18 protein-coding genes are annotated in these 24,238 nt (G+C 46.5%); 16 read left to right on the forward strand and 2 right to left on the reverse strand.

The window, feature by feature from the left end; translation table 11 throughout:
* Positions 1 to 9 precede the first annotated feature (9 nt).
* From rbfA to Ami103574_RS06775, 7 genes are all read left to right on the forward strand, one after another.
* Positions 10 to 420: a 30S ribosome-binding factor RbfA gene (gene rbfA, locus Ami103574_RS06745; protein ID WP_163065945.1), complete on the forward strand. Its 411-nt coding sequence runs from the start codon at positions 10 to 12 to the stop codon at positions 418 to 420.
* A complete protein-coding gene (locus tag Ami103574_RS06750; RefSeq protein ID WP_163065947.1) occupies positions 404 to 1,393 on the forward strand; it encodes a DHH family phosphoesterase in 990 nt (329 codons plus the stop codon). The genes rbfA and Ami103574_RS06750 overlap by 17 nt, the downstream gene beginning before the upstream one ends.
* Positions 1,390 to 2,433 (forward strand): tRNA pseudouridine(55) synthase TruB, encoded by a 1,044-nt coding sequence (gene truB, locus Ami103574_RS06755; protein WP_163065949.1) that lies wholly within the window; start codon positions 1,390 to 1,392, stop codon positions 2,431 to 2,433. The genes Ami103574_RS06750 and truB overlap by 4 nt, the downstream gene beginning before the upstream one ends.
* Before the next feature lie 3 nt (positions 2,434 to 2,436).
* Complete coding sequence (locus Ami103574_RS06760) at positions 2,437 to 3,372, forward strand: bifunctional riboflavin kinase/FAD synthetase (protein ID WP_163065951.1); 936 nt, start codon at positions 2,437 to 2,439, stop codon at positions 3,370 to 3,372.
* Between the two features lie 10 nt (positions 3,373 to 3,382).
* The gene (locus tag Ami103574_RS06765) at positions 3,383 to 6,280 is read left to right on the forward strand and encodes an EAL domain-containing protein (RefSeq protein ID WP_163065953.1); all 2,898 of its coding nucleotides are present in this window, start codon (positions 3,383 to 3,385) and stop codon (positions 6,278 to 6,280) included.
* Between the two features lie 115 nt (positions 6,281 to 6,395).
* Positions 6,396 to 6,662 carry a 30S ribosomal protein S15 gene (rpsO, locus tag Ami103574_RS06770; RefSeq protein ID WP_163065955.1) on the forward strand — a complete coding sequence of 89 codons (267 nt, stop codon included), beginning with the start codon at positions 6,396 to 6,398 and terminating at the stop codon, positions 6,660 to 6,662.
* A gap of 152 nt (positions 6,663 to 6,814) precedes the next feature.
* Complete coding sequence (locus Ami103574_RS06775) at positions 6,815 to 8,923, forward strand: polyribonucleotide nucleotidyltransferase (RefSeq protein ID WP_163065957.1); 2,109 nt, start codon at positions 6,815 to 6,817, stop codon at positions 8,921 to 8,923.
* 150 nt (positions 8,924 to 9,073) lie between these two features.
* On the opposite strand, the gene Ami103574_RS06780 is transcribed toward Ami103574_RS06775, so the two are convergent.
* Positions 9,074 to 9,421: a helix-turn-helix domain-containing protein gene (locus tag Ami103574_RS06780; protein ID WP_163065959.1), complete on the reverse strand. Its 348-nt coding sequence runs from the start codon at positions 9,419 to 9,421 to the stop codon at positions 9,074 to 9,076.
* 245 nt (positions 9,422 to 9,666) lie between these two features.
* Between Ami103574_RS06780 and Ami103574_RS06785 the strand changes: the two genes are divergently transcribed.
* The 9 genes from Ami103574_RS06785 to Ami103574_RS06825 all read left to right on the forward strand — a co-directional run bounded on the left by Ami103574_RS06785 (position 9,667) and on the right by Ami103574_RS06825 (position 23,198).
* Positions 9,667 to 11,871, forward strand: a complete 2,205-nt coding sequence (locus tag Ami103574_RS06785) for an LTA synthase family protein (RefSeq protein ID WP_163065961.1) — start codon at positions 9,667 to 9,669, stop codon at positions 11,869 to 11,871.
* Between the two features lie 20 nt (positions 11,872 to 11,891).
* Positions 11,892 to 12,047, forward strand: coding sequence for a hypothetical protein (locus tag Ami103574_RS06790; RefSeq protein ID WP_163065963.1), 156 nt, complete (start codon positions 11,892 to 11,894; stop codon positions 12,045 to 12,047).
* 4 nt (positions 12,048 to 12,051) lie between these two features.
* Positions 12,052 to 12,729, forward strand: a complete 678-nt coding sequence (locus Ami103574_RS06795) for a response regulator transcription factor (RefSeq protein WP_163065965.1) — start codon at positions 12,052 to 12,054, stop codon at positions 12,727 to 12,729.
* Entirely contained in the window at positions 12,722 to 13,639 is a 918-nt protein-coding gene (locus Ami103574_RS06800; protein WP_163065967.1) for a sensor histidine kinase, read from the forward strand. The genes Ami103574_RS06795 and Ami103574_RS06800 overlap by 8 nt, the downstream gene beginning before the upstream one ends.
* Positions 13,640 to 13,754: 115 nt before the next feature.
* Entirely contained in the window at positions 13,755 to 14,423 is a 669-nt protein-coding gene (locus tag Ami103574_RS06805) for an ABC transporter ATP-binding protein (RefSeq protein ID WP_163065969.1), read from the forward strand.
* 13 nt (positions 14,424 to 14,436) lie between these two features.
* Positions 14,437 to 17,094 (forward strand): ABC transporter permease, encoded by a 2,658-nt coding sequence (locus Ami103574_RS06810; RefSeq protein WP_163065971.1) that lies wholly within the window; start codon positions 14,437 to 14,439, stop codon positions 17,092 to 17,094.
* A gap of 183 nt (positions 17,095 to 17,277) precedes the next feature.
* Entirely contained in the window at positions 17,278 to 18,576 is a 1,299-nt protein-coding gene (locus Ami103574_RS06815) for a sensor histidine kinase (protein WP_163065973.1), read from the forward strand.
* Positions 18,554 to 19,339, forward strand: coding sequence for a response regulator (locus Ami103574_RS06820; protein WP_163065975.1), 786 nt, complete (start codon positions 18,554 to 18,556; stop codon positions 19,337 to 19,339). The genes Ami103574_RS06815 and Ami103574_RS06820 overlap by 23 nt, the downstream gene beginning before the upstream one ends.
* Before the next feature lie 205 nt (positions 19,340 to 19,544).
* Entirely contained in the window at positions 19,545 to 23,198 is a 3,654-nt protein-coding gene (locus tag Ami103574_RS06825; protein ID WP_163065977.1) for an S-layer homology domain-containing protein, read from the forward strand.
* Positions 23,199 to 23,335: 137 nt separating this feature from the next.
* On the opposite strand, the gene Ami103574_RS06830 is transcribed toward Ami103574_RS06825, so the two are convergent.
* Entirely contained in the window at positions 23,336 to 23,992 is a 657-nt protein-coding gene (locus Ami103574_RS06830; RefSeq protein ID WP_163065979.1) for a thiamine diphosphokinase, read from the reverse strand.
* Between the last annotated feature and the right edge of the window lie 246 nt (positions 23,993 to 24,238).

The raw sequence follows: 24,238 nt of genomic DNA on the forward strand, positions 1-24,238 counted from the left end.
GTAAGGCTAATGGGCAAAGGATATAGACAAGGCCGCCTCGGAGAAGAGATTAGGAGACTGATCGGTGAATTGCTCCTGAGAGAAATTAAAGACCCTAGATTATCGGGATTGGTCAGCGTATCTGCCGTGGAGGTTACCTCCGACGGCAGCTATGCCACCGTCTATGTGACCGCGCTGAATACCAGCAAAGATCAGGAAGTGGCGCAAAAGGAGAAGGAGGACGTTTTGGCCGCCTTCAAAAGCGCCAAAGGCCTGATTAAGCGGGAAATCGGCAGGAGTATCAAGCTTCGGCACGTACCGGAATTGATTTTTAAGCTGGATACCTCTTTGGAATATGGCAGACATATTTCTCAGGTTATCAGCAGCTTAGGCATAGAAGATTACAAGAGCGAAGAAGAACCGGATGAAGAAGATGAATAAAGCAAACAATACATTGAAAGAGATTGCGGAGATTTTAGTAGCTTCAAAAAGTGTGTTGCTGTTCCCTCATACCCATATGGACGGCGACGCACTGGGCTCTTCTGCCGCACTTTGTGCAGCACTTCGGAAGCTTGGCAAACAGGCTTATATCCTCATTGAGGACGAGATTGCTGCCTTTTTAAAGTTTTTGGACAAGGATTTCTGCACCTCTGACTTGGAGATTATCAGCCAGCCAGATGTGTGCCTCTGCATGGACTGCGGAGATGTGAGCCGATTTCAAAAAAGAGAAGAGAAATTTTTATCAGGAAAGCAAAAGGGCTGTTTGGATCACCATACCACGACAGTCCCTTTTGCTGATTTTAATTATATTGATTCAACCGCTGCGGCCACTGGGGAGATTGTTTATGATCTGCTTCAGGAATTGCCAGTGGAATTGGATAAAGAGATTGGCTCAGCCCTCTTTGCGGCTATTACGACGGATACGGGGAATTTTCAATATTCCAACACCACGGGAAAGACTCATCAAATTGCCGCAGACCTGTGGGACCGAGGCGTGGACTACAATGAGGTCAGTGTGGAGCTCTACCAGAATAATCGCCTGGAAAAGTTACTGCTTCAGACCAGGATTTTACAAGGGTTGCATGTCTTTGCAGGGGGCCAGGCGGCCATCTGCGGCTTTACCGAGGAGATGCTTCGGGAGACCGGAGGACTGAGAGATGAGGCGGAAGGCGTGGTGGAAATCATGCGCAACATCGCTGGCGTGGAACTGGCCATCTTTGTCAAGGAGGTCAGCTCTCAGGAGTGCAAGGTCAGCATGAGGTCTAAGAAATATGTGGATGTGGCGGCTATCGGCCAGAAGCTGGGCGGCGGCGGCCACGTGCGTGCGGCAGGTTGTACGGTAAAAGAAGGCTATGAGAAGACTATCCAGGTAATGATGGGGTTGGCAGAAGAACAGTTGAAAGGACAAATATGATTGAGCAGGGAATTATTAACGTAAACAAGCCCAAAGGATATACCTCCCACGACTGCGTGAATGTGGTTCGCAGCCTGACGGGAATCAAGCGGGTGGGTCATACGGGTACCCTGGACCCCATGGCGGAGGGCGTTCTGCCAGTATGCATCGGCAGCGCTGCCCGCATTATGGAATATCTGGACATGGATTTGAAGACATACACCTGTCAGGTTCTTTTAGGTTTAGAAACCGATACCTTGGATATCTGGGGGCAGACGGTGTCGGAGGACATAAAAGGAACCGAAGCCCTTATTGGGGAAGGAAAGATTTCGGAAGTTGCTGTTCGACAGGTTCTGGAAAAGTTTAAGGGGGTTATCTCTCAGATTCCACCAAAGTATTCAGCGTTGAAGGTAAAGGGAAAAAAGCTGTATGAGTACGCCAGAGCAGGGGAAGTGGTTGAAATTTCCTCTAGAAGGGTATATATTAAAAATATACAACTTGTAGATATTACTTTATCAGAGAGGAGCTTTACTTTTGAGGTGACCTGTTCTAAGGGGACGTATGTCCGTTCCATGTGCAGGGACATTGGTCAAGCCCTAGGGTGTAAGGCTGTCATGAGTGGTTTGGTGCGAACAGCCAGCGGTGCTTTTAATTTGGAACAGGCAGTGACCATGGACCAGCTGAAGGCCCTGCGGCAGGGAGAGAATATAAGGGATCCCAAGACCGGAAGGATTACCTCCTACGCTAGGGCATTGCCGGAGGAGCTCAACACTTTTGTGGTATCGGTGGATTTTCCGCTGGTCCATTTTGGAGAGATTTTGGTTCGCCCAGATCGGGTGAAGTGGTTTTGCGATGGCGGCGCTGTTCAGGCTAATCAGGTGGAGGTTCAGAGCAGGCCTCGGTTTGCAGAAGAAGCACCACCCATGGCCGCCAGAGAGGAATTTCGTCAGGCATATAAGGCTTATACAGGAGACAGAGGCGAAGCTGTCTTTCTGGGCGTAGCTTTTTTTGACCAGGAGAAGAATACTTTCAAGGCAGATAAAGTTTTTGGCAGAGGATAGAAGATGATTATTTTTAATAGTACAGAGGAAATCAAAAAGATAGAGGGAACTGTAGTCGCTTTGGGCAACTTCGACGGCGTTCACAAGGGTCATCAGGCGTTGATTGCCCGTACCGTCCAAGCAGCCAAAGCAGCCGGTTTGAAAAGTGCTGTCTTTACCTTTTCTAATCACCCCAAAAATGTTCAGCCTGGAGAAAAGCCTGTGAAAAATATTTTATATTTTGATGAAAAGGCGGAGATTATTGAGCGGTTAGGGGTTGATTACCTGTTCAATATTCCCTTTGATGAGCGGATTCGTACCATGGAGGCCCTAGACTTTATCGATCAAATTCTTTTGGAAAAGTTCAATATGAGACAGGCTTACTGTGGCTTTAACTATAAGTTTGGCTACAAAGCCCAGGGAACGCCGGAAGTCTTAATGCGGGAAGGTATTAAGAAAGGTTTTGGCATTCACGTACTGGAGCCCTTTCAGATTGACGGACAGCTGGTAAGCAGCACGTTTATCCGCAGCCTGATAGGGGAAGGCAAGGTCGATCAATGCATGAAGTACATGGGCAGGCATTACGCCATCGGCGGCGAAGTGGTGGTGGGCAATAAGATTGGCCGGACCATCGGGTTTCCGACTTCTAACCTGATTATCGATGAAAGCATGGTGACACCGCCTAACGGTGTATACGTCACCTATTGCAGTTACAATGGAATTCGTTATCCCAGCATTACTAACGTGGGAGTGAAGCCGACCATCGGCGACTACAAGAAGAACGTAGAAACACATATTTTTAATTTTAATAAGGAATTGTACGGCAAGAACATTCGAGTGGAGTTTCTGGAGAAGAGCAGAGACGAAAGAAAATTTGCTGGCGTAGAGGAATTGTCTAAGCAAATTACAAGCGATTGTATTATGGCGAAGGATTATCATAGAAGAACAAAATATCGGTGAGTGGAGATATATGATAAAGAATCGAATAAATCGAAGTGAACGTACAATAGCTTTATGGTTGGTCCTGATCTGGAGCGTAGCCAGCATTTTCTGCTTTCCCGTTTATGTGGAAGCAGGTGGAAGTTCTGCGGAGAAGGTAGTGAAGGTGGGTTATTACCCAGATTACGCTACCATCATGGAACCTTCCAGTCAGGAGAGCCGAGGGTATGGCTATGAATATTTACAGGAGATTGCGAAGTATACAGGCTGGACCTATCAGTTTGTAAAGTGCTCCTGGGAAGAGGGCCTCCATATGCTGCAAGAAGGAAAGCTTGATCTTTTGGGACCCATGGAGAAGACTCCGGCCAGAGAAGAAATCTATGACTTTCCAGCCATGCAGATGGGGGTAGAGACTGGCGTGCTGTTTGCCAACAAAGACAGTCAGCTTTCCTACGATGACTGGGAGGCTCTGGACGGCATACGGGTCGGTTCAGAACCAGGGAAATACTACATAGAGGCCATGGAACGATACTGTCAGGAAAAAGGGATACAGGTTCAGTATGTGTATACGGATTCCAAGGATATCAGCAGAGAACTGCGAGAAGGCCGATATGATGCCTATTTGACAGGGGATTTGTACACAGTACCCGGGACCATGGTAGTGGCTCGGCTGTCAGCAACCCCTTATTATTATGCCACGACCAAGGGCAACCGAGAGATTCTAGAGGGGATGAACAAGGCCCTTCAGGAAATCTTTAAAAGAGATAAATATTTTGAAGAAAAGCTTTATGACAAGTACTTCAGTGGCCGGGAGAACAGCAAGCCAGGCATGGACAAGAGTGAGCTGGAAGTGGTAAAGAAATACCCTAAGCTGGTGGTGGGGTGTGAGTCAGACAGCCGTCCCTTGCAATATTACGATCGAGATTCAGGTTTACCCAGCGGTATCTGCATCGACATTCTGACAGAGGTAGGCCGCCTTAGCGGCATTGAATTTCAATTTGTGCCCATAACCAGCAGCAAGGGGAAGGTGGCAAAGCAGAAGCTGGAAGAAGTGGATTTGTATGCAGGGCACCGAGGAGGGATTTTAGCCGGCGGCCGTGACACAGCGGCGTATTTGAGCATCCCCATGATGCTGGTATCGGATGAGCAGATTAACTTATCTGATCCGTTGAAGGTGGCCGTCTACTCTTTTGATAAGATGAACTACAACCAGTTGAAAAAGGAGTATCCGCAGTTTTTTGTTCAGACGGCAGAGACATCAGAGGAGGCCTTAAAAGTCCTTCACTCAGGGGAAGCAGATGCGATGCTCATGCCTGCCTACATCTACAATGAGCTGGAACAGTTAGAAAAGACAAGCAGCTTTTTTGTCTACAGTACGGATCTTAAATGCCGCATGAACCTTCAGGTATCTGAGCAGTTGCCGGAGAAAATGATTGATATCCTCAACAAGGGTATCGCCAGATTGGACGGCGATGTGGTGAACACCATCATTTATAAGAATACCTCTGCCAGTGCCTATGAGGTATCTTTTGGCAGATTGATTAAGGAAAATGCCTGGAGTCTGTTGGGGCTGGTGGTGGTGCTCTTCGGGGCGGCGTTATTCCTCATTGAGCGGAACAATAAAAAGCTTAAATCCATCCTCTATGTAGATAAAAGCACAGGAAAATCTTCTTTGGCTAAGTTTCACCTGGAGGCCAGGGATTTGCTGGATAGTGCCGAACCAGAGGAATACATGCTGGTGAGCATGGATGTGAACAACTTTAAATACATAAACGATATTTATGGTTATGATGTGGGCAACCAGGTTCTACAAGCTTTGGCAGAACATATCGAACAAATTTTGCCGGGAGAAATTCTGCTCACGGCTCGGCGGACTGCGGATAATTTTGTATTTATCGGGAAAGCTGCCGATAAGAATCAAATTTTTGCATCTATAGCCGATGATCGAAACCTGAGAAAAGATGTTCAGGCTATCCTGGGACAGGATTATGAGCTGAACTTAAGCATTGGGGCCTATGTTATTCATCAGCCGGAGAAAAACCTCTCGATAATGCTGGATTATGCGAATATTGCCAAGAAGACAGTAAAAGGCAGGGTGGGGAATCCCATCGCCGAGTACACCCCGGAGATGGCGGAGAACATGGAGCTGAAAAAGAAAGTAACCGTGGGCATGGAGGCCGGTTTGCTCCACAAGGAGTTCATTACCTGTATTCAGCCGAAGTATTCCTTGTCGGATGAGACGCTGATTGGAGCAGAAGTGTTGGTTCGCTGGAAACATCCGGAGCTGGGTATGCTGTCTCCTATGCTGTTTATTCCCCTGTTTGAGGAAAACGGTTTTATTGAGAAGTTGGATTTGTATATATTTGAGTCCACCTGCCAGATGATTCAGAAATGGAGGCAGGCAGGCGCAGACAAGATTCCGCGTATTTCGGTGAATGTGTCCAGAGTGACCTTGGGCCGGGAGAACTTGGTAAAAGATATGCTGGAGCTGGCAAAAAAATATCAAGTGCAGACCCCTGGCTTGGAAATCGAGATTACCGAAGGTACCTTGGAAAAGAATACCGAGCGGATTATAGACATTATCAACGAGTTTAAGGCAGCCGGGTTCTACGTGTCCATCGACGATTTTGGCAGCGGTTATTCCTCCTTGAGTATATTAAAGGATATGCCGGCAGATATTATTAAGATAGACAAAGAATTTCTCTCAGAGACCTTTGACAGTCAGAAGGGAAGAAATATCATCCGCAGTGTCATTAAGATGTCCAAGGAGTTGAATTTGGAGATTGTTGCAGAAGGCATCCAGACCAGGGAACAGGCAGAAGCTTTACGAGCGATGGAATGTGATGTGGCTCAGGGGTATTATTTTGCCAGGCCCATGCAGCCCCAAGACTTTGAAGATTTGATTTTGCAGGCGGCTAAAAAGAACTAGACAAGGATATCCAATCATGATATGATTAGGTGTCAATATGTAAGTGCCTTTGACTTAGTCTCTCGAAACTCCGACGAAGACTCGGCAAAGGTGAATGAAGAAAAGGAGAAAGAACATGATTGATCAGACTAAAAAAGCAGAGATTATCAAGGATTATCAGTTGAAGGAAGGTGACACCGGTTCCCCGGAAGTACAGGTAGCTGTTTTAACCTTCAGAATCAATGATTTAAATGAACACTTGAAGATCCACAAGAAGGACCATCACTCAAGAAGAGGTCTGTTAAAGATGGTTGGACAGAGAAGAAACCTTCTTAATTACCTAAAGGATAAGGATATTGAAAGATACAGAAATCTTATTGCACGTTTAGGATTAAGAAAGTAGTCGAGGAATACAAGCGGGGCATGAAAGCTCCGCTTTTATTTTTTAACCGAGGAAGTATTGCTGAAAGCCATATGGACGAGGTTTTATATAATGTATAATAAGATACGGGTTGGCAAAAATAGACCAAGAATTAACAGGAGGTAGTTGTTAATATGGCGAGATTTGAAGATTACAAAACGTTTAAAACGATGGTAGGCGGAAGACCGCTGCAGGTAGAGATTGGCAAGGTTTGTGAGCAGGCCAACGGACAGGCTATGCTGCGGTATGGTGACACAGTGGTTAACGTGACCTGCTGTGCGTCCAAGGAACCAAGACCGGACATTGACTTTTTTCCGCTGAGCGTGGATTATGAAGAAAGAATGTATGCCGCAGGTAAAATTCCCGGAGGCTTTATAAAGCGGGAAGGACGGCCGAGTGAAAAGGCAATTTTGAGCTCCCGGCTGATCGACCGGCCAATTCGGCCTTTATTCCCGAAAGGGTATCGGAATGATGTTGTGGTAGTAGCTACCGTTATGTGTGTGGATCCGGATTGTGCGCCGGAAATCGTGGGCATGCTGGGATCTTCTATCGTCCTTTCTACATCGGATATCCCATGGGACGGCCCAACGGCCTCTGTGCTGGTAGGCATGGTAGACGGTCAGTTTGTAGTAAACCCTACACAGGAACAGCGAGAGCAGTCCGACATGCACTTGGTGGTGTCGGGCACTAAAGAGGCCATCATGATGGTAGAGGCAGGTGCGAAGGAAGTGCCAGAGCAGACTATGCTGGATGCCATTCTCTTTGCTCACGATGAAATCAAGAAACTGGTAGAATTTATCGAGGAAATTATCCGCGAGGTTGGTAAGACAAAGCAGGACGTAGAGCTTTACAAGGTTCCGGAAGATATTGACCAGGCAGTGCGGGCTTTTGCAGTAGATAAAATGAAGGTTGCTATCAAGACGGTAGATAAGCTGGAACGGCTGGATAACATGGATGCGGTAGAGGTGGAAACGAAAGAACACTTCGCAGAGATTTATCCAGAGAATGGAAAGGATATTGCTTCCGTGTTATACAACATTACCAAGGAAGCAGTTCGTTCTATGATTTTAGATGAAGGCATTCGCCCAGATAACAGAAAGCCTGCGGACATCCGTCCGATTTGGTGTGAAACTGGTGTATTGCCGCGGACTCACGGTACCGGTTTGTTCAAGCGTGGACAGACTCAGGTCCTTTCTGTTTGCACGGTAGCTCCGGCTTCTGAAGCACAGACTATTGATGGTATTGGTGAAGAGACAGAAAAGCGTTACATGCATCACTACAACTTCCCGGCTTTCTCTGTAGGTGAGGCCAGAACAGCCAGAAGTCCTGGAAGACGAGAAATCGGACACGGAGCGTTGGCTGAAAGAGCGTTGATTCCAGTGCTGCCGAGTTTGGAAGAGTTCCCGTATGCCATTCGAGTGGTATCGGAAGTACTGTCCTCTAACGGTTCTACTTCTATGGGTTCCACCTGCGGTTCTTGTCTGGCTCTGATGGATGCCGGCGTACCGCTTAAGCGTCCTGTTTCCGGTATTGCTATGGGACTTATTGAGCGAGTAGAGGAAGATGGCAGCAGTAAAATTGCCATCCTGTCTGATATCCAGGGTATGGAAGACTTCCTGGGAGATATGGACTTTAAAGTGACTGGTACAGAGATCGGTGTAACTGCTATCCAAATGGATATTAAGGTTCACGGACTGTCCAGACAGATATTAGAGGATGCACTCAATCAGGCAAAGGAAGGCCGGATGCACATCATGAGAGAGATGCTGGAGGAGATTCCTGCGCCAAGACAGGAAATGTCTGCTTATGCACCTCGAGCTATCACCATGAATATTGATCCAGACAAGACTAGAATTGTCATCGGTCCTGGTGGAAAAACCATCAATCGGATTATCGATGAGACTGGCGTAAAGATTGACATTTCAGATGATGTACCTGGACTGATCAGCATTTACAGTGCCAACATGGAAGGGGCTGAAGCTGCTAAGAAGCAGATTGAGCTGCTGACGAAGGACGTAGAAGTGGGTCAGACTTACGAAGGTACGGTGACTCGAATCATGAATTTCGGTGCTTTCATTGAGATTCTGCCAGGTAAAGAAGGGTTGCTGCACATCTCCAAGATGGCGAAGGAACGGGTAGAGAAGGTAGAAGATGTGATGAACATCGGCGATAAGGTTACCGTTAAGGTTACAGAAATCGATAATCAGAACCGAATCAACCTGTCCAGAAAAGAACTTCTGTAAAATGAATAAATAAAAGACAGCGGGCCATAAGGACCTCTGTTCATAAAAGCTGTTTTCAGTTTTAAGAAAAGCCGTAGGATTTCAGATCCTACGGCTTTTCTCTTTTGTTACCTCAATACTAGACAGCGAGTCAAAATTACAACAACTTTTTTAAAATCCCAATTTTGATAATGTGCCTAATGCCGTAATAAACAGAACTGTTATAATGGCGGTTGATGCTATAATGGCGATTACGCCAATAGTTTTTTGTGCCGTATGACTTAATTGCTTTCTCTGCTTTGGTTCAACTTGAATAGTATCTTCTTGCCCAAGTAAGATGTAGTCAGCGCTTACATGGTAAATTTCTACGAGTTTAATAATATTATCAATCTCAGGCTTTCCTTGTCCACTTTCCCATTTGGATATAGCCTGTCTCGAAATACCTAACATATCAGACACTTGTTCTTGCGAGTAATTTGCTTTTTTGCGCAAAGCTTGCAGCCTTTCTGCCATGCCCATCCCTATCACCTCCTGTAAGAATTGTAGCATAATCTGTTGGTTGCATACCACCAATAGTAGTTTGAATGATGTAAACGGCCTGTTGCAAATATGAAAGCTGCGGTTGCATATCATAAATTAGTTCACGCCCAGGTGGATCAATCGTTACTTTTGTGAATCTTTGATGAAAAAAAGCGGTGATTCTTGAAGAATGGGGGAATTTATGGTATGATAGTCAGGTTAAATTAGTGAATTTGGAGATAAAAATGAATAAAATCAACTATTATATAGATCGAAGCAAGCAGTTTGCAGTAAAGTTCAAAGAGTTGTATGGCCTGGCAGGTTGTGCTGCTGTTCCCTTGGTACTAATAAAATTTATGGTTTTTTACGGACTCATGTCGGTGAAATCCAATCTGGTGCTTATATGGCTCCTTTCCTGGACGCTGACCTATTACTTGTTTAAAGCCTTTAAGAATAAGCTTATTCCGGCAGTCATTTATCTGGTGCTGTCTCTTTTGATGTTTGCAGATGTGACTTATTGCAGTTTCTTCAACAAATACCTATCTGTGGCGCTGCTGGGGTCAGCGGGCATGCTAGGGGATGTAACGGCCAGCATCAAGGAAATTATGAAACCTGTAAACTTTCTCATGCTGCTGGATGCAGCGGTGGTTTTGGGAGCGGTGATTTCACATCAGGTAAAGGATAAAAAGAAGAAACAGGCAGAGCTTGTTCAGCAAGATGAACTGGAATCAGGCCTTGGCAAGGGAACAGCTTCCCATGCAGACGACCAATCAGAGGAGGAATCTGCTAGTGAGAGGGATATTCTGGCAGAATTGGATGCTATCACGCTAAAGGAAACCCAGGCGGTGGAACAGGCATTAGCTGACGGGGCTGTCAGAGAATCAACTGCTGAAGGACAAGAGGGGGTGCTTCTGAGGGCAGATGCTCAGGAAGAAAAACCGCTGGGACGAGTAGAGCGTAAGCGCACGGAGCGCAAGCGCAAGCGAGAAAAGACAAAGCGGTTGCGTCACTATCGAAATCAGACCATTCCATTGGCCCTTATCCTGCTTCTAATTCTCACCAGTGCTTGGTCGCCCTTTATGCAGTCTTTGGCAAAACAGGAGTTTTATACATACCACATCGGAGACATTGCGGGGGAAGTGCTGGGGCTTAACGGTCCTACTCACATCATGGAATTTGCCGACAATTATGAGACGGAAAAGGAAGGACCCCTCTTTGGCGTGGCCAAAGGGAAAAATTTGGTGGTCATTCAGGTAGAGTCTCTGCAAAATTTTACAATTGGTTTGAACTATAATGGCAAAGAAGTGACGCCATTTTTAAACAGTCTTCTTGAGGACAAGACGGTATACTTTGACAATTATTACCAGCAGGTGGGTACTGGTAACACTTCTGATGCAGAATTTGCTACCAACAATTCCATCATGGGGTCCATTGAGGCCTTTACCTATCAGCTCTACGAAAAAAATTATTTCCGTGGACTGCCGTGGTTGCTGAAGGATCAAGGATATGAGACGGCAGTTCTTCATGCTCACGAAAACCGAGATTTCTGGAATCGAGATGACATTTATCCCAGCTTGGGGTTTGACCACTATTACGGTGGCCTCATAGGGGATACAGAGCGTCCTGGTGGAAATTTCAACATGACGGAATGGATGGGCTGGGGCCTGACTGACACGGAGTTCTATCCCCAAGCTATGGAATACATCAAGGAACTGCCAGAGCCTTTTTACAGCTTTGTTATCACTTTGTCCAATCATCACCCCTATGAGATGCTGGACAAGTACAAGTTTATCGATTTGAAGCCAGAAGATGAAGGAACCTTGGTGGGCAATTACTTGAACAGCGTAGCTTATACAGACTATGCGCTTTCAGAGCTATTTGACGAGTTTAAAAAAGCCGGTTTGTATGAAGACACGGTCTTTGCCATCTACGGCGATCATATGGGGCTGCCGTCTTCCGAGGAGACGGATCAGGTCATGGGCCGCCTGTTAGGTCATAGTTATGACTGGGATGATCGGATGAACATTCCGCTGCTGATTCACATCCCTCAAGCAGCGGATGACGTGACACAGACGATCCATCACCCGGGAGGGCAGATTGACTTCCTGCCTACCATTTCTTATGTTATGGGGCTGGATCATCTGGATACTATTTATTTGGGTCACAATCTATTCACTTATAAACAGGGTCTGGTAGCGGAGCATGCCTATCTGCCTTATGGCTCCTTCTTCACCGATGGCTACGGCTTCCAGATGGCTCGATCCGGTGTGTTTAAAGATGGCAGGGCCTGGGATTTAAACACGAGAGAAGATGTGCCTGTAAATGATTTTTATGAAGATTATGTTCGTTCTATAGAAATATCAGATACTTCGGTATACATTCTGCAGGAGGATATTTTGCGAAAGGTATATGAAGAAGGTAAAAGCAGAGAAGAGGTCTTTAAAAAGTAGAAGAGGTATAAATCCTTGTGATGGGACGGACAGTAGGGGCTGTCCGTCCTTTTTGGTTTCATGGCTCTGAAGTGGTATTGACTGTGCTGATGGCGGCATCGATGGGGCATTTCTGGTGTGTGACAACTCCGGGAAAAAGATGCTGGAATAAGAAGTGTGGATTAGAGGAAAGGTAAACTGATGAAACAAATATTAATTGTCGAAGATGACCGCAACCTGAGCAGAGGCTTGTGTCTCGCCTTAAAAGATCCGGAACTGCAAATCGTTCCATGTTTTGATTTGCAATCTGCCCGTGAGCAGCTTGCCTGTGGTGTGACGGATGTGGTTTTGCTGGATATCAATCTCCCGGATGGAAGCGGATTAGAACTTTTGCATGAAATCAAAAGTGCAGATAATTCAATAGGAGTAATCCTTTTAACAGCTAATGATACCGAGATGGATGTGGTGCGGGGCTTGGAATATGGTGCAGATGATTACATCACAAAACCCTTTAGTTTAGCAATTCTGCGTGCAAGGGTAAAAGCCCAGATGCGCCGGGGCGTAGTGAATGTGTCAAAGCCGCTGGTCATTGATAACTATTGCTTTGACTTTGAACACATGATGTTCTCTAAAGAAGGCCAGTTGGTGGAACTGAGCAAAACGGAGCAAAAACTCCTGCGATTGCTGGTGGAAAACCGAGGCATGACTCTAAACAGAACACTTCTTCTCGATCGTATCTGGACGGATGGTGCCGATTATGTGGATGAAAATGCGCTTTCGGTCACCGTTAAGCGCTTGCGGGATAAACTGGAGGCATCGCATTATATCAAAACGGTTTATGGCATGGGATATGTATGGGTGGTGAAAGAGGATGAATGAATGGCGTCTTCTGTGGCTTGCCGTTTCATTGGCAGCAATCCTTTTATGTATGGCAATTGTGCAAATTGAGCATAGAAAAAGCAAAAAAATTATGAAAAACTTGAATCAAATGCTTGATGATGCACTGGACGGAAGTTTTACAGAGCATCGTTTTGATGAGAGTCTTCTGTCTTCCGTGGAGTGCAGATTAAACCGCTATTTAACGGCTTCCACTGTATCCACACGCAACTTAGCCACAGAAAAGGAAAAGATAAAGGAGCTATTAGCAGATATTTCACATCAGACGAAAACGCCCATCGCCAATATTCTGCTCTATGCACAGCTGCTGGAAGAGCAAGAACTGCCGGAAGAAAGCAGGGATTGCGTGGCTGCCCTGGGAGGACAAGCGGAAAAGCTGAGCTTTCTGGTTACCTCCTTGATGAAACTGTCTCGCTTGGAAACAGGCATTTTCTCTCTCCGCCCAGTTCCCAATGAGATTGCCCCGATGCTGGAGGCACTAGCCGGACAGTTTGCGCCCAAAGCAGCAGAAAAAAATATCACTTTGAGAACAAATCCCACAGAAGCCGGTGCTGTTTTCGATTATAAATGGACTGCGGAGGCCCTGTGCAATTTAGTCGATAATGCCATTAAATATACACCTGCAGGTGGCAGTATACAGATTTCCGTCAAGGAATATGATTTGTTTTGCTGCATTGATGTAGCGGATAACGGAATCGGTATTTCAGAAGGCGAGCAGGCTAAAGTGTTTTCCCGTTTTTACCGTTCCCCTTCCGTGGGTGAACAAGACGGCGTCGGGATTGGCTTGTACCTGACCCGACAGATTTTAGCTGGACAAGGGGGATACATTAAAGTGACCTCTGCTTTGGCTGGCGGCTCGGTTTTTTCTGTGTTTTTGCCCAGACAGGGCTGAATTCTTACAAAACTGTTAGAATTGTTTGCCCGCCGGAAAGATTTTAGAAAGAAACGTATGATAAAGTCTGTATTGTAGTAATACAATACAGACTTTATCTTTGGAGGTATTAATCGTGATTATTTTACAGACCCATGATTTAAAAAAAATTTACGGCAAGGGGGAAAATGCCGTTCATGCTCTTGCAGGTGTCAATCTGCAAGTAGAAAAAGGGGAATTTGTAGCTATCGTCGGCACATCTGGCAGTGGGAAGAGCACACTGCTGCACATGCTGGGCGGGCTGGACCGCCCCACAAGCGGCACCGTCAGCGTTGATGGCAAGGATATCTTTTCTTTAAAAGACGAAAAGTTGACCATCTTCCGCCGCCGCAAGATTGGATTTGTGTTCCAGAACTATAACCTGGTGCCAGTGCTCAATGTCTATGAAAACATTGTGCTGCCCATTCAATTAGACGGCAACAAGCTGGATTCCGTCTATGTGGACAGCATCATTGAAACACTAGGGTTGCAATCGAAACTGCAAAATCTGCCTAATAACCTTTCAGGGGGACAACAGCAGCGGGTGGCTATTGCACGTGCTTTGGCCGCAAAGCCAGCTATCATTTTAGCAGATGAACCGACGGGCAATTTGGATTCCAAGACCAGTCAGGATGTGTTGGGACTTTTGAAGGTTACAAGTCAAAAATTTGCCCAAACCATCGTGATGATTACACATAACGAAGAAATTGCCCAGCTGGCCGACCGCATTGTTCGCATTGAGGATGGCCTAATTGTTGCGCGATAAGGAGGGGGATAGCATGAATGTAGCTAACAAGAAGTGTATTCGCCAACTGAGCATGAAAAGTATGAAAGCAGCAAAAACCAGGAACTTGATTGCTATTTTTGCGATTGCGTTGACTGCGGTTTTATTTACTTCCTTATTTACGGTAGCTTTGTCAATCAACCATTCCTTTCAGCAGGCCAACTTTCGGCAAGGCGGCGGCTGGAGTCAGGGTACCTTTAAATATATGACCCGGGAGCAGTGTGATGAGATTAAGACCGACCCCCTCATCAAGGAGTATGGGCTGCGCCGCTTTGTAGGCATGCCAGAGGCCGCACCTTTTCTCAAATCTCATGTGGAAGTTGGATACAGCGATGCCAACCAGGCACATTGGATGTATTGTGACCCGGTAGAAGGTCGTTTGCCTGCCGAAGGGACCCAGGAAGCCGCCACGGATACCCGGGTATTAGAGCTGCTGGGTGTGGAACCGAAAGTAGGAAGTGAGTTTACCATGACTTTTGTTGTGGACGGCACAGAGGTAACCGAGACTTTTACCCTGAGCGGTTGGTGGAAATATGACGAGGCGATTGCAGCCAACCACGTTCTCATTCCTCACAGTCGTGCACAGGCCATCTATGATCAAGTCGGCATTGGCAGTGGAATCGGCGCGGATGAGATGACCGGTTCATGGAATCTGGATGTCATGCTGGGCAGTTCGCTGCATATTGAACGAGATTTGACCCAAATCCTGGAAAACCACGGCTACCAGCACGAAAGCCGCTCTTCGGGAGATAATTTTATTCCGATTGGGGTTAATTGGGGATATGCTGGCGCACAGCTGGCTGACAACATGGATTCAACGACCCTCATAGCCATGATAGGACTTTTGTTGATTATTATGTTTACGGGTTATCTCATTATCTATAATGTGTTTCAGATTTCTGTCTCAAATGATATTCGTTTCTATGGTCTCTTGAAGACTATTGGTACTACAGGGTCACAGCTGCGGAGTATCATCCAAAGGCAAGCTTTGGTGTTGTCCTTGATTGGTATTCCTCTTGGCTTACTGATTGGCTATGGTGTAGGAGTTAAGCTGACTCCGGTGATTCTGTCCCAGCTTAATGGTGTTGCGCAGGATGCCATTTCGGCAAGTCCGCTGATTTTTATTGTTTCAGCACTTTTTGCTTTTGCGACAGTAATGATTTCCTGTCGCAGACCTGGACGTATCGCGGCAAAGGTATCTCCGGTGGAAGCGGTTCGTTATACGGAGGGAACAGCCAATAAGAAAAAGTTGCGCAAGGGGCAGGCCGGGGCATCTCTGCCCAAAATGGCTTGGGCAAACTTAGGGCGGAACCCTAGCAAGACGGCAATCACCGTGACTTCTCTGGCCTTGGCTGTGATGTTGCTCAACATGACCGTCACCTTTACAAATGGTTTTGATATGGATAAATACCTGTCCAAGGTGGTATCGGACTTTATTGTGGCAGATGCAGGATACTTTCAGACAGGCAGTACCTGGTCTGGGGAAGACGCCTTGTCCGAAGAGCTTCTAGCTACCTTGGAGAAGGAGCCAGGACTGGAAGCTGGCGGCCGCGTATATGGGAAAAGCAGCTCCGTAGAGGAGTTTGTTGCGGAGGATTATTACCGGACTATGTATGGCGTGTGGACTGATCAGAAAGACTTGGACGATATGGTGGCCGCCGCAGAAAGAAATGAGAAAGGCTTGCTGGCCGACCGGGTGCAGCTTTCCGGAATGGAGCGTTATGCTTTAGACAAGCTCCAGGTACTAGAGGGTGATTTGTCTAAGCTTTATCAGCCAGGAGGGCGTTATGTGGCGGCGGTGTACAGCGATGACGATTATGGTAAGCCTATCTTAGATTCTCATTGGGCCAAACTGGGGGATACGGTCACCTTGCGTTATATATCAGAGTTTGAGTATTACGATCCGGAGACCGGCGAGATTTTGGATCCGGATCACCTTACCGACAATTCGGATTATCTTACTCGGGCAAAGACCTATGAGGATATTGACTACGAAGTAGCGGCGCTAGTTACTGTGCCGTATTCTCTCAGCTATCGCTACTATGGGGCAGACGAGTTTGTCATGAATGATCAGACCTTTATCCAAGACAGCGGTACCAGCAACGTCATGTATTACGCCTGTGATGTCAGTGATAACAGCACAGCTGACATGGACACCTTCCTGTCTAAGTTGACAAAGGAGCAAATGCCGCAGCTGGATTATGAAAGCAAAGCAAGTTATGTGGCAGAGTTCGAATCTTTCCGCCACATGTTCCTGATGCTGGGAGGGGTGCTGAGTTTTATCGTCGGACTTGTAGGTGTTCTTAACTTTTTTAATGCGATTCTGACAGGTATCCTGACTCGGCGTCGTGAACTGGCGATGCTCCAGTCTATTGGGATGGTTGGCAAGCAGCTCAAAGCTATGCTGATTTGGGAAGGACTGTATTATACATTGGGAGCTGTGGCTGTGTCCCTGTTCCTCAGTATTGCAGTGGGCCCGTTGCTATCCAATGTATTGGCTGATATATTCTGGTTCTTTACGTACCGTTTTACGATTCTACCTATTCTTTTGGTGGCGCCGATTTTTTCTCTGTTGGGTGTTGCTGTACCGTTGGCGGTATATCAGGCTTTATCCAGACACTCCATTGTAGAACGCCTGAGGGAAAGTGAATAGTTGGAACCGAAACCCTTTAAAACGTATAAAGACACCATGAAGAGGGGGCCGTCTAAAGTATGAGTAAACATGCATGTCAAAAATTGTTGATATATGATACAATTAGTTTATGTTTTAAGCCGTTTACTTTTAGAGACTTAAGTACGCACATTTTCATAGTTTATTCCAAGAAAGGGGCAGTTCATGGACCAAGTCAATATTGCCATAAACCTATATAGTGCCTTGATTTGTCTGATTTTACTTTTTTCTATGTGGTTGAATGGCAGCACGAAGGAAAAGTCTGATCGATTCTTTATGGGGATGTGTCTGTTCAATATAGGTATGATACTGGGTGATATTCCTGCTTGGGCTTTTGAGGGCCATGCCCAGGTGTGGTACCCCGCTGCACTTAAAATCGGTTCGGCGGTTTTTTGGAGCAGCTCGGCTCCACTGCTGCTGATGCTTACGGGGTATATATTGGAGTATCTGCCCATTTGGAGAAATCCCCGCAGAATTCTCTGGCGGGTGGCTTGCACTTTAGCCGCGGTATATCTGCTATGCAGCATTTTATCTTACTGGAATGGTATGTTTTTTACCATTGGAGACGGAAATACATACCAGAGGGGGGATTGGTATTGGCTGTCGCAGCTTATCTCGTTTTTCTTTTTTGGTTTGGACACTACATTAATTTTAATCTGCTGGAAAGAGATTCGAAAAAGAGATGCGCTGATTATCTCCAGTTATGTTCTTCTTGCCGCAGTGGCCCTGCTTATTCAGATTTTTAATTATGGTATTGCTCTCATCAATACGGGTACAGCGATTTCCATTTTGATTATATATATCAACATTCAGTCCCAGAGGGAGCTTCGCATGGAACAGCAGAAAAAGGAGCTGACGGAAGCACAGATTGGCATTATGCTCAGTCAGATACAGCCACATTTTCTATATAACACGCTGACGACCATCCGCCAGCTTTGCGAGCTCAACCCCAGGGATGCCAAGGACGCAATAAGCGATTTTTCACGATTTCTGCGTGCCAATATGGATTCGCTGACCAACAAGGCGCCTATCCCCTTTGAACAAGAGCTGACTCATGTGCGGCATTATCTTAATCTGGAACAGCGGCGATTTGGGCAGCGGCTTCATGTGGTATATGAAATCACTGCACGAGATTTCTTTATTCCACCGCTAACCCTTCAGCCTATTGCGGAAAACGCCGTTCGCCACGGCATTCTTCGGCGTGAAAACGGCGGTACGGTAACTATTCGTTCTGAAGAAACAGAGCTATCTTATGTCGTCGTTGTGTTGGATGATGGCGTGGGATTTTCCCATATTCCGGCTGAAACGGATCAAGGCCATATAGGAATCGCCAATGTACGAAAACGGTTGCTGACCTTATGCGGTGGCACACTGGAGTTTTTTAGTGCGCCGGAAAAGGGGTCAACCGTTGTTATGACCATTCCAAAGGGAGGGAAAGACCATGAGATTTCTGATTGTCGATGATGAGCCGTTGGCTTTGCGGGATTTGGAAGAAGCCTTGATAGCAGCCGTGCCAGCTTGTAAAATAGCAGCATTTTCCTCACCGCCGGAGGCGCTGGAACATATAAAGGAAGCATCTTTTCATGCAGCGTTTTTGGATATAGAAATGGGCAGCACCAATGGTCTGGTACTGGCAAAGCAGTTAAAAGATTTACAGCCAGATTTGTATATTATCTTTGTAACGAGCTATGCACAGTATGCAGTAGAAGCGTTTAAGATTCACGCTACCGGCTATCTGATGAAGCCCGTATTGACAGGGGACATCTTGCGAGAACTGAGCTTTCTTTATGGCGACGATATTTCACTTGAAAAGAAGGTGAAGGTGCAGACTTTCGGTGGGTTTGAAATTTTTGCAGACAATAAGCCGCTCCAATTTCGGCGCAGCAAAGCAAAGGAATTGCTGGCGTTGTTGATTGACCGCCGCGGTGCTAGTTTGACCATGGCAGAGGCCTGCGCAGTTTTATGGGAAGGTGAACCGACCGGATTCTCTCAGAAAAGCTATTTGCGCACGATTCTTACCGAAATGAAAGCAACCCTGCACCAAGCAGGGATGGCGGATATTTTAATTAAACGGCATAACAGCTTGGCTATAGATCCTGAAAAGCTGTACTGCGACAGCTATCGTTTTTTGGATGGTGATTCCCAGGCTGTCAATAGCTATCGACACAATTATCTGCCTGCTTATAGCTGGGCAGAGTTCTCTGTGTCACTTTTTGAAAAGCATTAAAATAAAAGTTTTATTAAAGGTATGATTTTTTTAAAATCGTACCTTTTTTGTTGCGCTTTTGTTGCACGTGGTTTGGTATGATAAGGCCGATAGGGGAAAGAGGGAGCAATTCTGAGGCTCCGTCCATCAGTGTGAAGGTAGTTGAACCCGAAAATTTGCTGACCTCATAAAGAAAAAACATGGAAACAACAAGGAGGATTCAAACTTGATACAAGTAAACAACAAAAATTTTCAGTGGGTGTTGGCCGCGTTGCTGTTTACGGCGGTGATACTCAGCAGCGCCACCATCTCCGTTTATGCCGCAGCTCCGCTTGATGTTGCATTAAAGGGAAGCATCGTCGGATTTGGCGGCAAGCAGTGGCATGTGATTGGATATAATGGTACTGGCGTGGCCAGTGAAAAGGATAGCATGACGCTGTTGGCAAAAGATTCCTTTTATACAACAAAGTTTGATGCGGATGGCAGCAGCAACCACTACAGCGGCTCTAATCTGCAAACCTCTATGACTGCCGCCTATAATGGCTTATCATCTCAGGAGCAGGAACTGGTGATAGCCAGAGATCTTGAGGGCGGTGCAACATATAATGATGGCTCAGAGCGGGTTTCAGGGGAGGCGGTAGCCGACGCCAGTTTCTGGCCCTTATCCGTGAGAGAAGCCTATTTGTTGGATGCTACAGTACATCCTTACCGTAGCAGTAAGCACTGGTGGCTGAGATCTCCAGGCAGCAATGATACCCGGGGGGCTGTCGTCAGCGAGAATGGAGGGGTAGACGGGAATGGATTAAATATTTCCTATGATAGAGGAATTCGCCCAGCTTTTAAGTTGGACTTAACATCTGTTATCTTTTCCTCTGGGGCTATAGAGGGCAAACCTTCAACTGTAGGGAGCTTGACAACAGCAGGAAGTTCTGCTGAAGTAGTGAAACTGACAGTAAAAAATAATGAGCAGACGTTAAACGTGATTGCCACCGAAGCTCAAGCTACGCAGACGGGGTCGAATATTTATTTCAGTTATGAGGACGCCACTACTGGCACGAATCAATATGTTTCTTGTGTGCTGACGGACCAGGATGATGTCGTGAAATACTATGGGAAACTGGCCGACAGCAGTAGTACGGCCAGTGGAAAGCTAAGTATTCCTTTGTCTGGGGTTGCAGACGGGACTTATACCCTGAAACTATTCAGCGAGCAGAATAACGGCGATAATTTTACGGATTTTGCCAGCATCCCTGTGGAAATGAAAATAATGGTAAGCAATGCCAGCGGAAGGATCAACGACTTTGGCGGCACGGTACTATCGGACAATGCGGGACTTGTCAGCATAGCAGGGCAGAGCATTACCGCAGGAGCCGAGGAAGGCACGTCATCTGCACCTCGAACAACCACCGTTACTGTGGTCAAAAGCGTTTCTTCTATCTCTGCTTCAGATATTATTGCAGCAGAAGGAGCTCGCCTCAGCCTCTACTCGGACAGTGGATTTACGACAGAAGAAGGGGTGAGCTTAGATATGGGCAGCGAAAACCATCTGTACATCAAAGTAACAGCGGAAAGCGGTGCAATACTATATTATGATGTGACGGTGGTAAGAGGAAAGCCTCCGGTTACCCCCACGCTGACCATGATTGACATAAAGACGACTCTCACAGCGGGTGATGAAAAAGACGGTCAGTCAGTTGCTACCGCCTCTGTTGGGGGATTTAGTGGTAGTCCTATTGGCTACAGCATTAGCGAAGGGACACTTCCTTCTGGTTTAGGTTTAAATCCTTCTACGGGGGAAATCACCGTTACGGCAGCGGCAGATTTAGTTCCGGGGCTTACTACCACCGTAACGATACAAGCGGAACACGACCAGGAGCTGGCGACGGCAGTGTTAATCATTACCGTTAGACCTGGGTCACCGACTGAATCACCGACTATCACCGTTGCACCGACAATTTTAAGCTTTGGACCTGTGCGGACTGGTAGTACCTACTCCATCTTCTTGACAATCGACGGATTGAATTTGACCAAAGATATGGTTTATGCGGTGAGTGGTAGCAGTGATGGGTTCTCCTTGGACGCGTCTCTCTGGAATGAGGTAAGCGGTGGAACCTTGCAAGTGACCTTTCATCCCACACAGGAGAAGAGCTATGCGGGGGTTATTGAATTTACCAGTTCCGGCGCATCCCCAGTGACCGTAATCCTTTCTGGATCAGGATATGCTTCTGGTGGAAGTCATTCTGGCAGAAATAATTCAGATTATAGCGCCAAGACAACCATTATTGTCGCTCCAGTTGCGCAGCCTGACCAACCTAGCCTTGGAATCATCAGAGGAAAAGTGGCCGGAACAAATAAACAGGCAACCTTTACCGTGGCAGGCAGCACCGTGAAAACAGCACTTAAAAAAGCGCAGGCTGATGCAAAAAATCTAAAGCGTACTGATTTTGGCGTGGGTGCAAGGGTTGAACTGGACACCCCCTCTACCGCAGAACTGACTGTAACACTGGAGCGTACTGCTTTAGAGCATCTGGTGAATGGGGGCTCAAAGTCTTTTGAACTTGCAGGAACACCGATTTCCCTTGCTTTTGATAGGCAGGCGCTGAGCGAGCTGCAAAAACAGAGCACAGGTGATGTAACTATTCAGGTGACGCCTGTGACGGTACCGGATGTTCGCCACGCCTATGATATCCGTATTGGCTTTATGAAAGACGGCAAGTCTGCAACTGTGACCAGCTTGGGAGCCGGATCCGTCAGCCTGTCCATTCCTTATACACCCGCTAAAGGGGAAGCCCTCAGATATTTGGATGCTGTATACGTAGATCGTGATGGAAAAATCAGCTACATCTCGGAATCGGCTTATGACACTAGCAGTGGGAGCATGGTGCTCCGCACCAACCATTTTTCGGTGTATGGCGTAGGATATACGCTTCCCAGCAAGAAATTCAGCGATATCGAGAGTCATTGGGCCAAGGGCTTTATTGACTATGTCGTTGGACGGGGGCTGTTTGTCGGCAATGGGGAGAACAAGTTCAATGCAGACACAGCCATTACACGAGGCGATTTTGTGACCGCTCTCGGCAGGCTGGCTGCCGTAGATCTCCAAGAGTACACCAAGAGCAGCTTTACCGATGTGAAAAACGATTCCTCCTATTTCCCCTATGTCGAATGGTCATACAGGAATGGTATCGTTCAGGGCATTGATAACAGGCACTTCGCACCGGACCAGGCAATCAGCAGGCAGGACGCAGCAGTGATTTTGCAAAACTACGCCACAGTCACCGGATATAAGCTGCCGAATCTAGGAAATGGTGTTAATTTTGTGGATGTATCCAATATCGGCAGCCTTTACAAAACAGCGGTCTCGGCCGTGCAGCAGTCGGGACTCATGGAGGGGAAATCAAACGACCATTTCAATCCTACAGGCTGGACCACCCGTGGAGAGGCCAGTGCCATATTGTACCGTTATATCAAACTGACTATTGATCCTGCCACTGCCCAGGGCTGGGTGGAAAATGACGCCGGACAGCACTTGTATTATAAGAACGGTAAACCCCTCACGGATACACAGACTATAGAAGGCATACCATATTTTTTTTATAGCAAGGGGATATTGAAAACTGGCTGGGTGAAGGACGACACTGGAGACTGGCGATTCTATTTCGGCAGCAGAGGAATTATCGGCTGGTGGGATATAGATACCGACGGAAAGAACAACCGCTATTACTTTGACACCAACGGAAAGCTGATCCTTGGAAAATGGCTTCAAATCGAGGATAAATGGTATTACTTTAATACTGACGGATCTCTTGCCAGAAGCACTAAAATAGACGGGCATGAAGTTGACGCAAATGGCGTAAGAAAAGACGAAGTAAGTCATTAAAATAGGAACGCACAGGCTGAAATTCAGCCTGTGCGTTCTTTGTAAGGGCGGACCCTTTTTATATAAACCTTATCGTTAAAAAAATCACATAAAATAGCTGATTTATTAGCCTTGTCTTGAACTTCTAAAACAGAGAATTAATGTTGTTCCATGTCCCGGCAACGAAGAATCAGCAGCATACCTTCTTCTAGCGTAATTTGACAGCTGATGTCGGCAAACTCGTTGCTGATACCCAGGGGAAAGCGGTTGGTCAGTTGGGCATTTACCAGTTCCCATTTCAGCCGGCTGGTGGTGACTCCTAGGCAGCAATCGGAATGGCTAATCAAGGACAACTTTTCACCGGGGACACCCTCCAGCAGGATTTGTCCCGGAGTCATTAAAAGCACATCGTTTTGGTTATCCACCATGCGGATACGGCGGCTGTTTTTTCCTTGAGCCTGCCAGTATTCCGCAGCCCAGGCCATAGCTTGCAGGTTGCCTAGCGTGTGGTCCAGCCGGCCACCCATACCTCCGATTAAGCAGATTTCATCAAAGTCCCGCTCCGCGGCATATTTAATACAGAGCATGGTGTCTGTATCATCTTTTTCTACCGGATAGATTTGAGTCTCCACAAGGGAGTCTGGCTTTTCCGTGACAGAATCCAAATCTCCAATGACCAGCTGAGGAAGGATGTCTTCTTTTCTGGCCAGCTGAAAGCCGCCGTCGGAGCAGATGATATAGTCCTGGGCGGATAGGGAAACGCTGTGACGGATGGTTCCGGTGATAAAAGCTGTAATGATGATGCATCGCTTCATAGTTTACCTCGCAAATGATTCAAACTAAAGCTTTCCTGGGTTTGTGACGGAAAGTTCTTTACTCAGTATACCACAGAGAAAAAGAACATGGATATATTTATTATCAAGAGGATATTTTAGACGAAAAGTGTTTCATAAAAAATACAAATAAAACGGTTATTGCTCGGATAATTCACTTGAAAAGTGCTCTTGCAGAGGGTATACTATAATACAATATAAATTGAGAAAAATTTAACAGGCGGTCCA

The sequence above is a fragment of the Aminipila butyrica genome, assembly GCF_010669305.1.
In the GTDB taxonomy this organism is placed as follows: Bacteria; Bacillota; Clostridia; order Peptostreptococcales; family Anaerovoracaceae; genus Aminipila; species Aminipila butyrica.

Bases quoted from the DNA above. Each gene is read 5' to 3' on its own strand.
- rbfA (WP_163065945.1), top strand. From the start codon at position 10: ATGGGCAAAGGATATAGACAAGGCCGCCTCGGAGAAGAGATTAGGAGA.
- Ami103574_RS06750 (WP_163065947.1), top strand. From the start codon at position 404: ATGAAGAAGATGAATAAAGCAAACAATACATTGAAAGAGATTGCGGAG.
- truB (WP_163065949.1), top strand. From the start codon at position 1,390: ATGATTGAGCAGGGAATTATTAACGTAAACAAGCCCAAAGGATATACC.
- Ami103574_RS06760 (WP_163065951.1), top strand. From the start codon at position 2,437: ATGATTATTTTTAATAGTACAGAGGAAATCAAAAAGATAGAGGGAACT.
- Ami103574_RS06765 (WP_163065953.1), top strand. From the start codon at position 3,383: ATGATAAAGAATCGAATAAATCGAAGTGAACGTACAATAGCTTTATGG.
- rpsO (WP_163065955.1), top strand. From the start codon at position 6,396: ATGATTGATCAGACTAAAAAAGCAGAGATTATCAAGGATTATCAGTTG.
- Ami103574_RS06775 (WP_163065957.1), top strand. From the start codon at position 6,815: ATGGCGAGATTTGAAGATTACAAAACGTTTAAAACGATGGTAGGCGGA.
- Ami103574_RS06780 (WP_163065959.1), bottom strand. From the start codon at position 9,421: ATGGGCATGGCAGAAAGGCTGCAAGCTTTGCGCAAAAAAGCAAATTAC.
- Ami103574_RS06785 (WP_163065961.1), top strand. From the start codon at position 9,667: ATGAATAAAATCAACTATTATATAGATCGAAGCAAGCAGTTTGCAGTA.
- Ami103574_RS06790 (WP_163065963.1), top strand. From the start codon at position 11,892: ATGGGACGGACAGTAGGGGCTGTCCGTCCTTTTTGGTTTCATGGCTCT.
- Ami103574_RS06795 (WP_163065965.1), top strand. From the start codon at position 12,052: ATGAAACAAATATTAATTGTCGAAGATGACCGCAACCTGAGCAGAGGC.
- Ami103574_RS06800 (WP_163065967.1), top strand. From the start codon at position 12,722: ATGAATGAATGGCGTCTTCTGTGGCTTGCCGTTTCATTGGCAGCAATC.
- Ami103574_RS06810 (WP_163065971.1), top strand. From the start codon at position 14,437: ATGAATGTAGCTAACAAGAAGTGTATTCGCCAACTGAGCATGAAAAGT.
- Ami103574_RS06815 (WP_163065973.1), top strand. From the start codon at position 17,278: ATGGACCAAGTCAATATTGCCATAAACCTATATAGTGCCTTGATTTGT.
- Ami103574_RS06820 (WP_163065975.1), top strand. From the start codon at position 18,554: ATGAGATTTCTGATTGTCGATGATGAGCCGTTGGCTTTGCGGGATTTG.
- Ami103574_RS06830 (WP_163065979.1), bottom strand. From the start codon at position 23,992: ATGAAGCGATGCATCATCATTACAGCTTTTATCACCGGAACCATCCGT.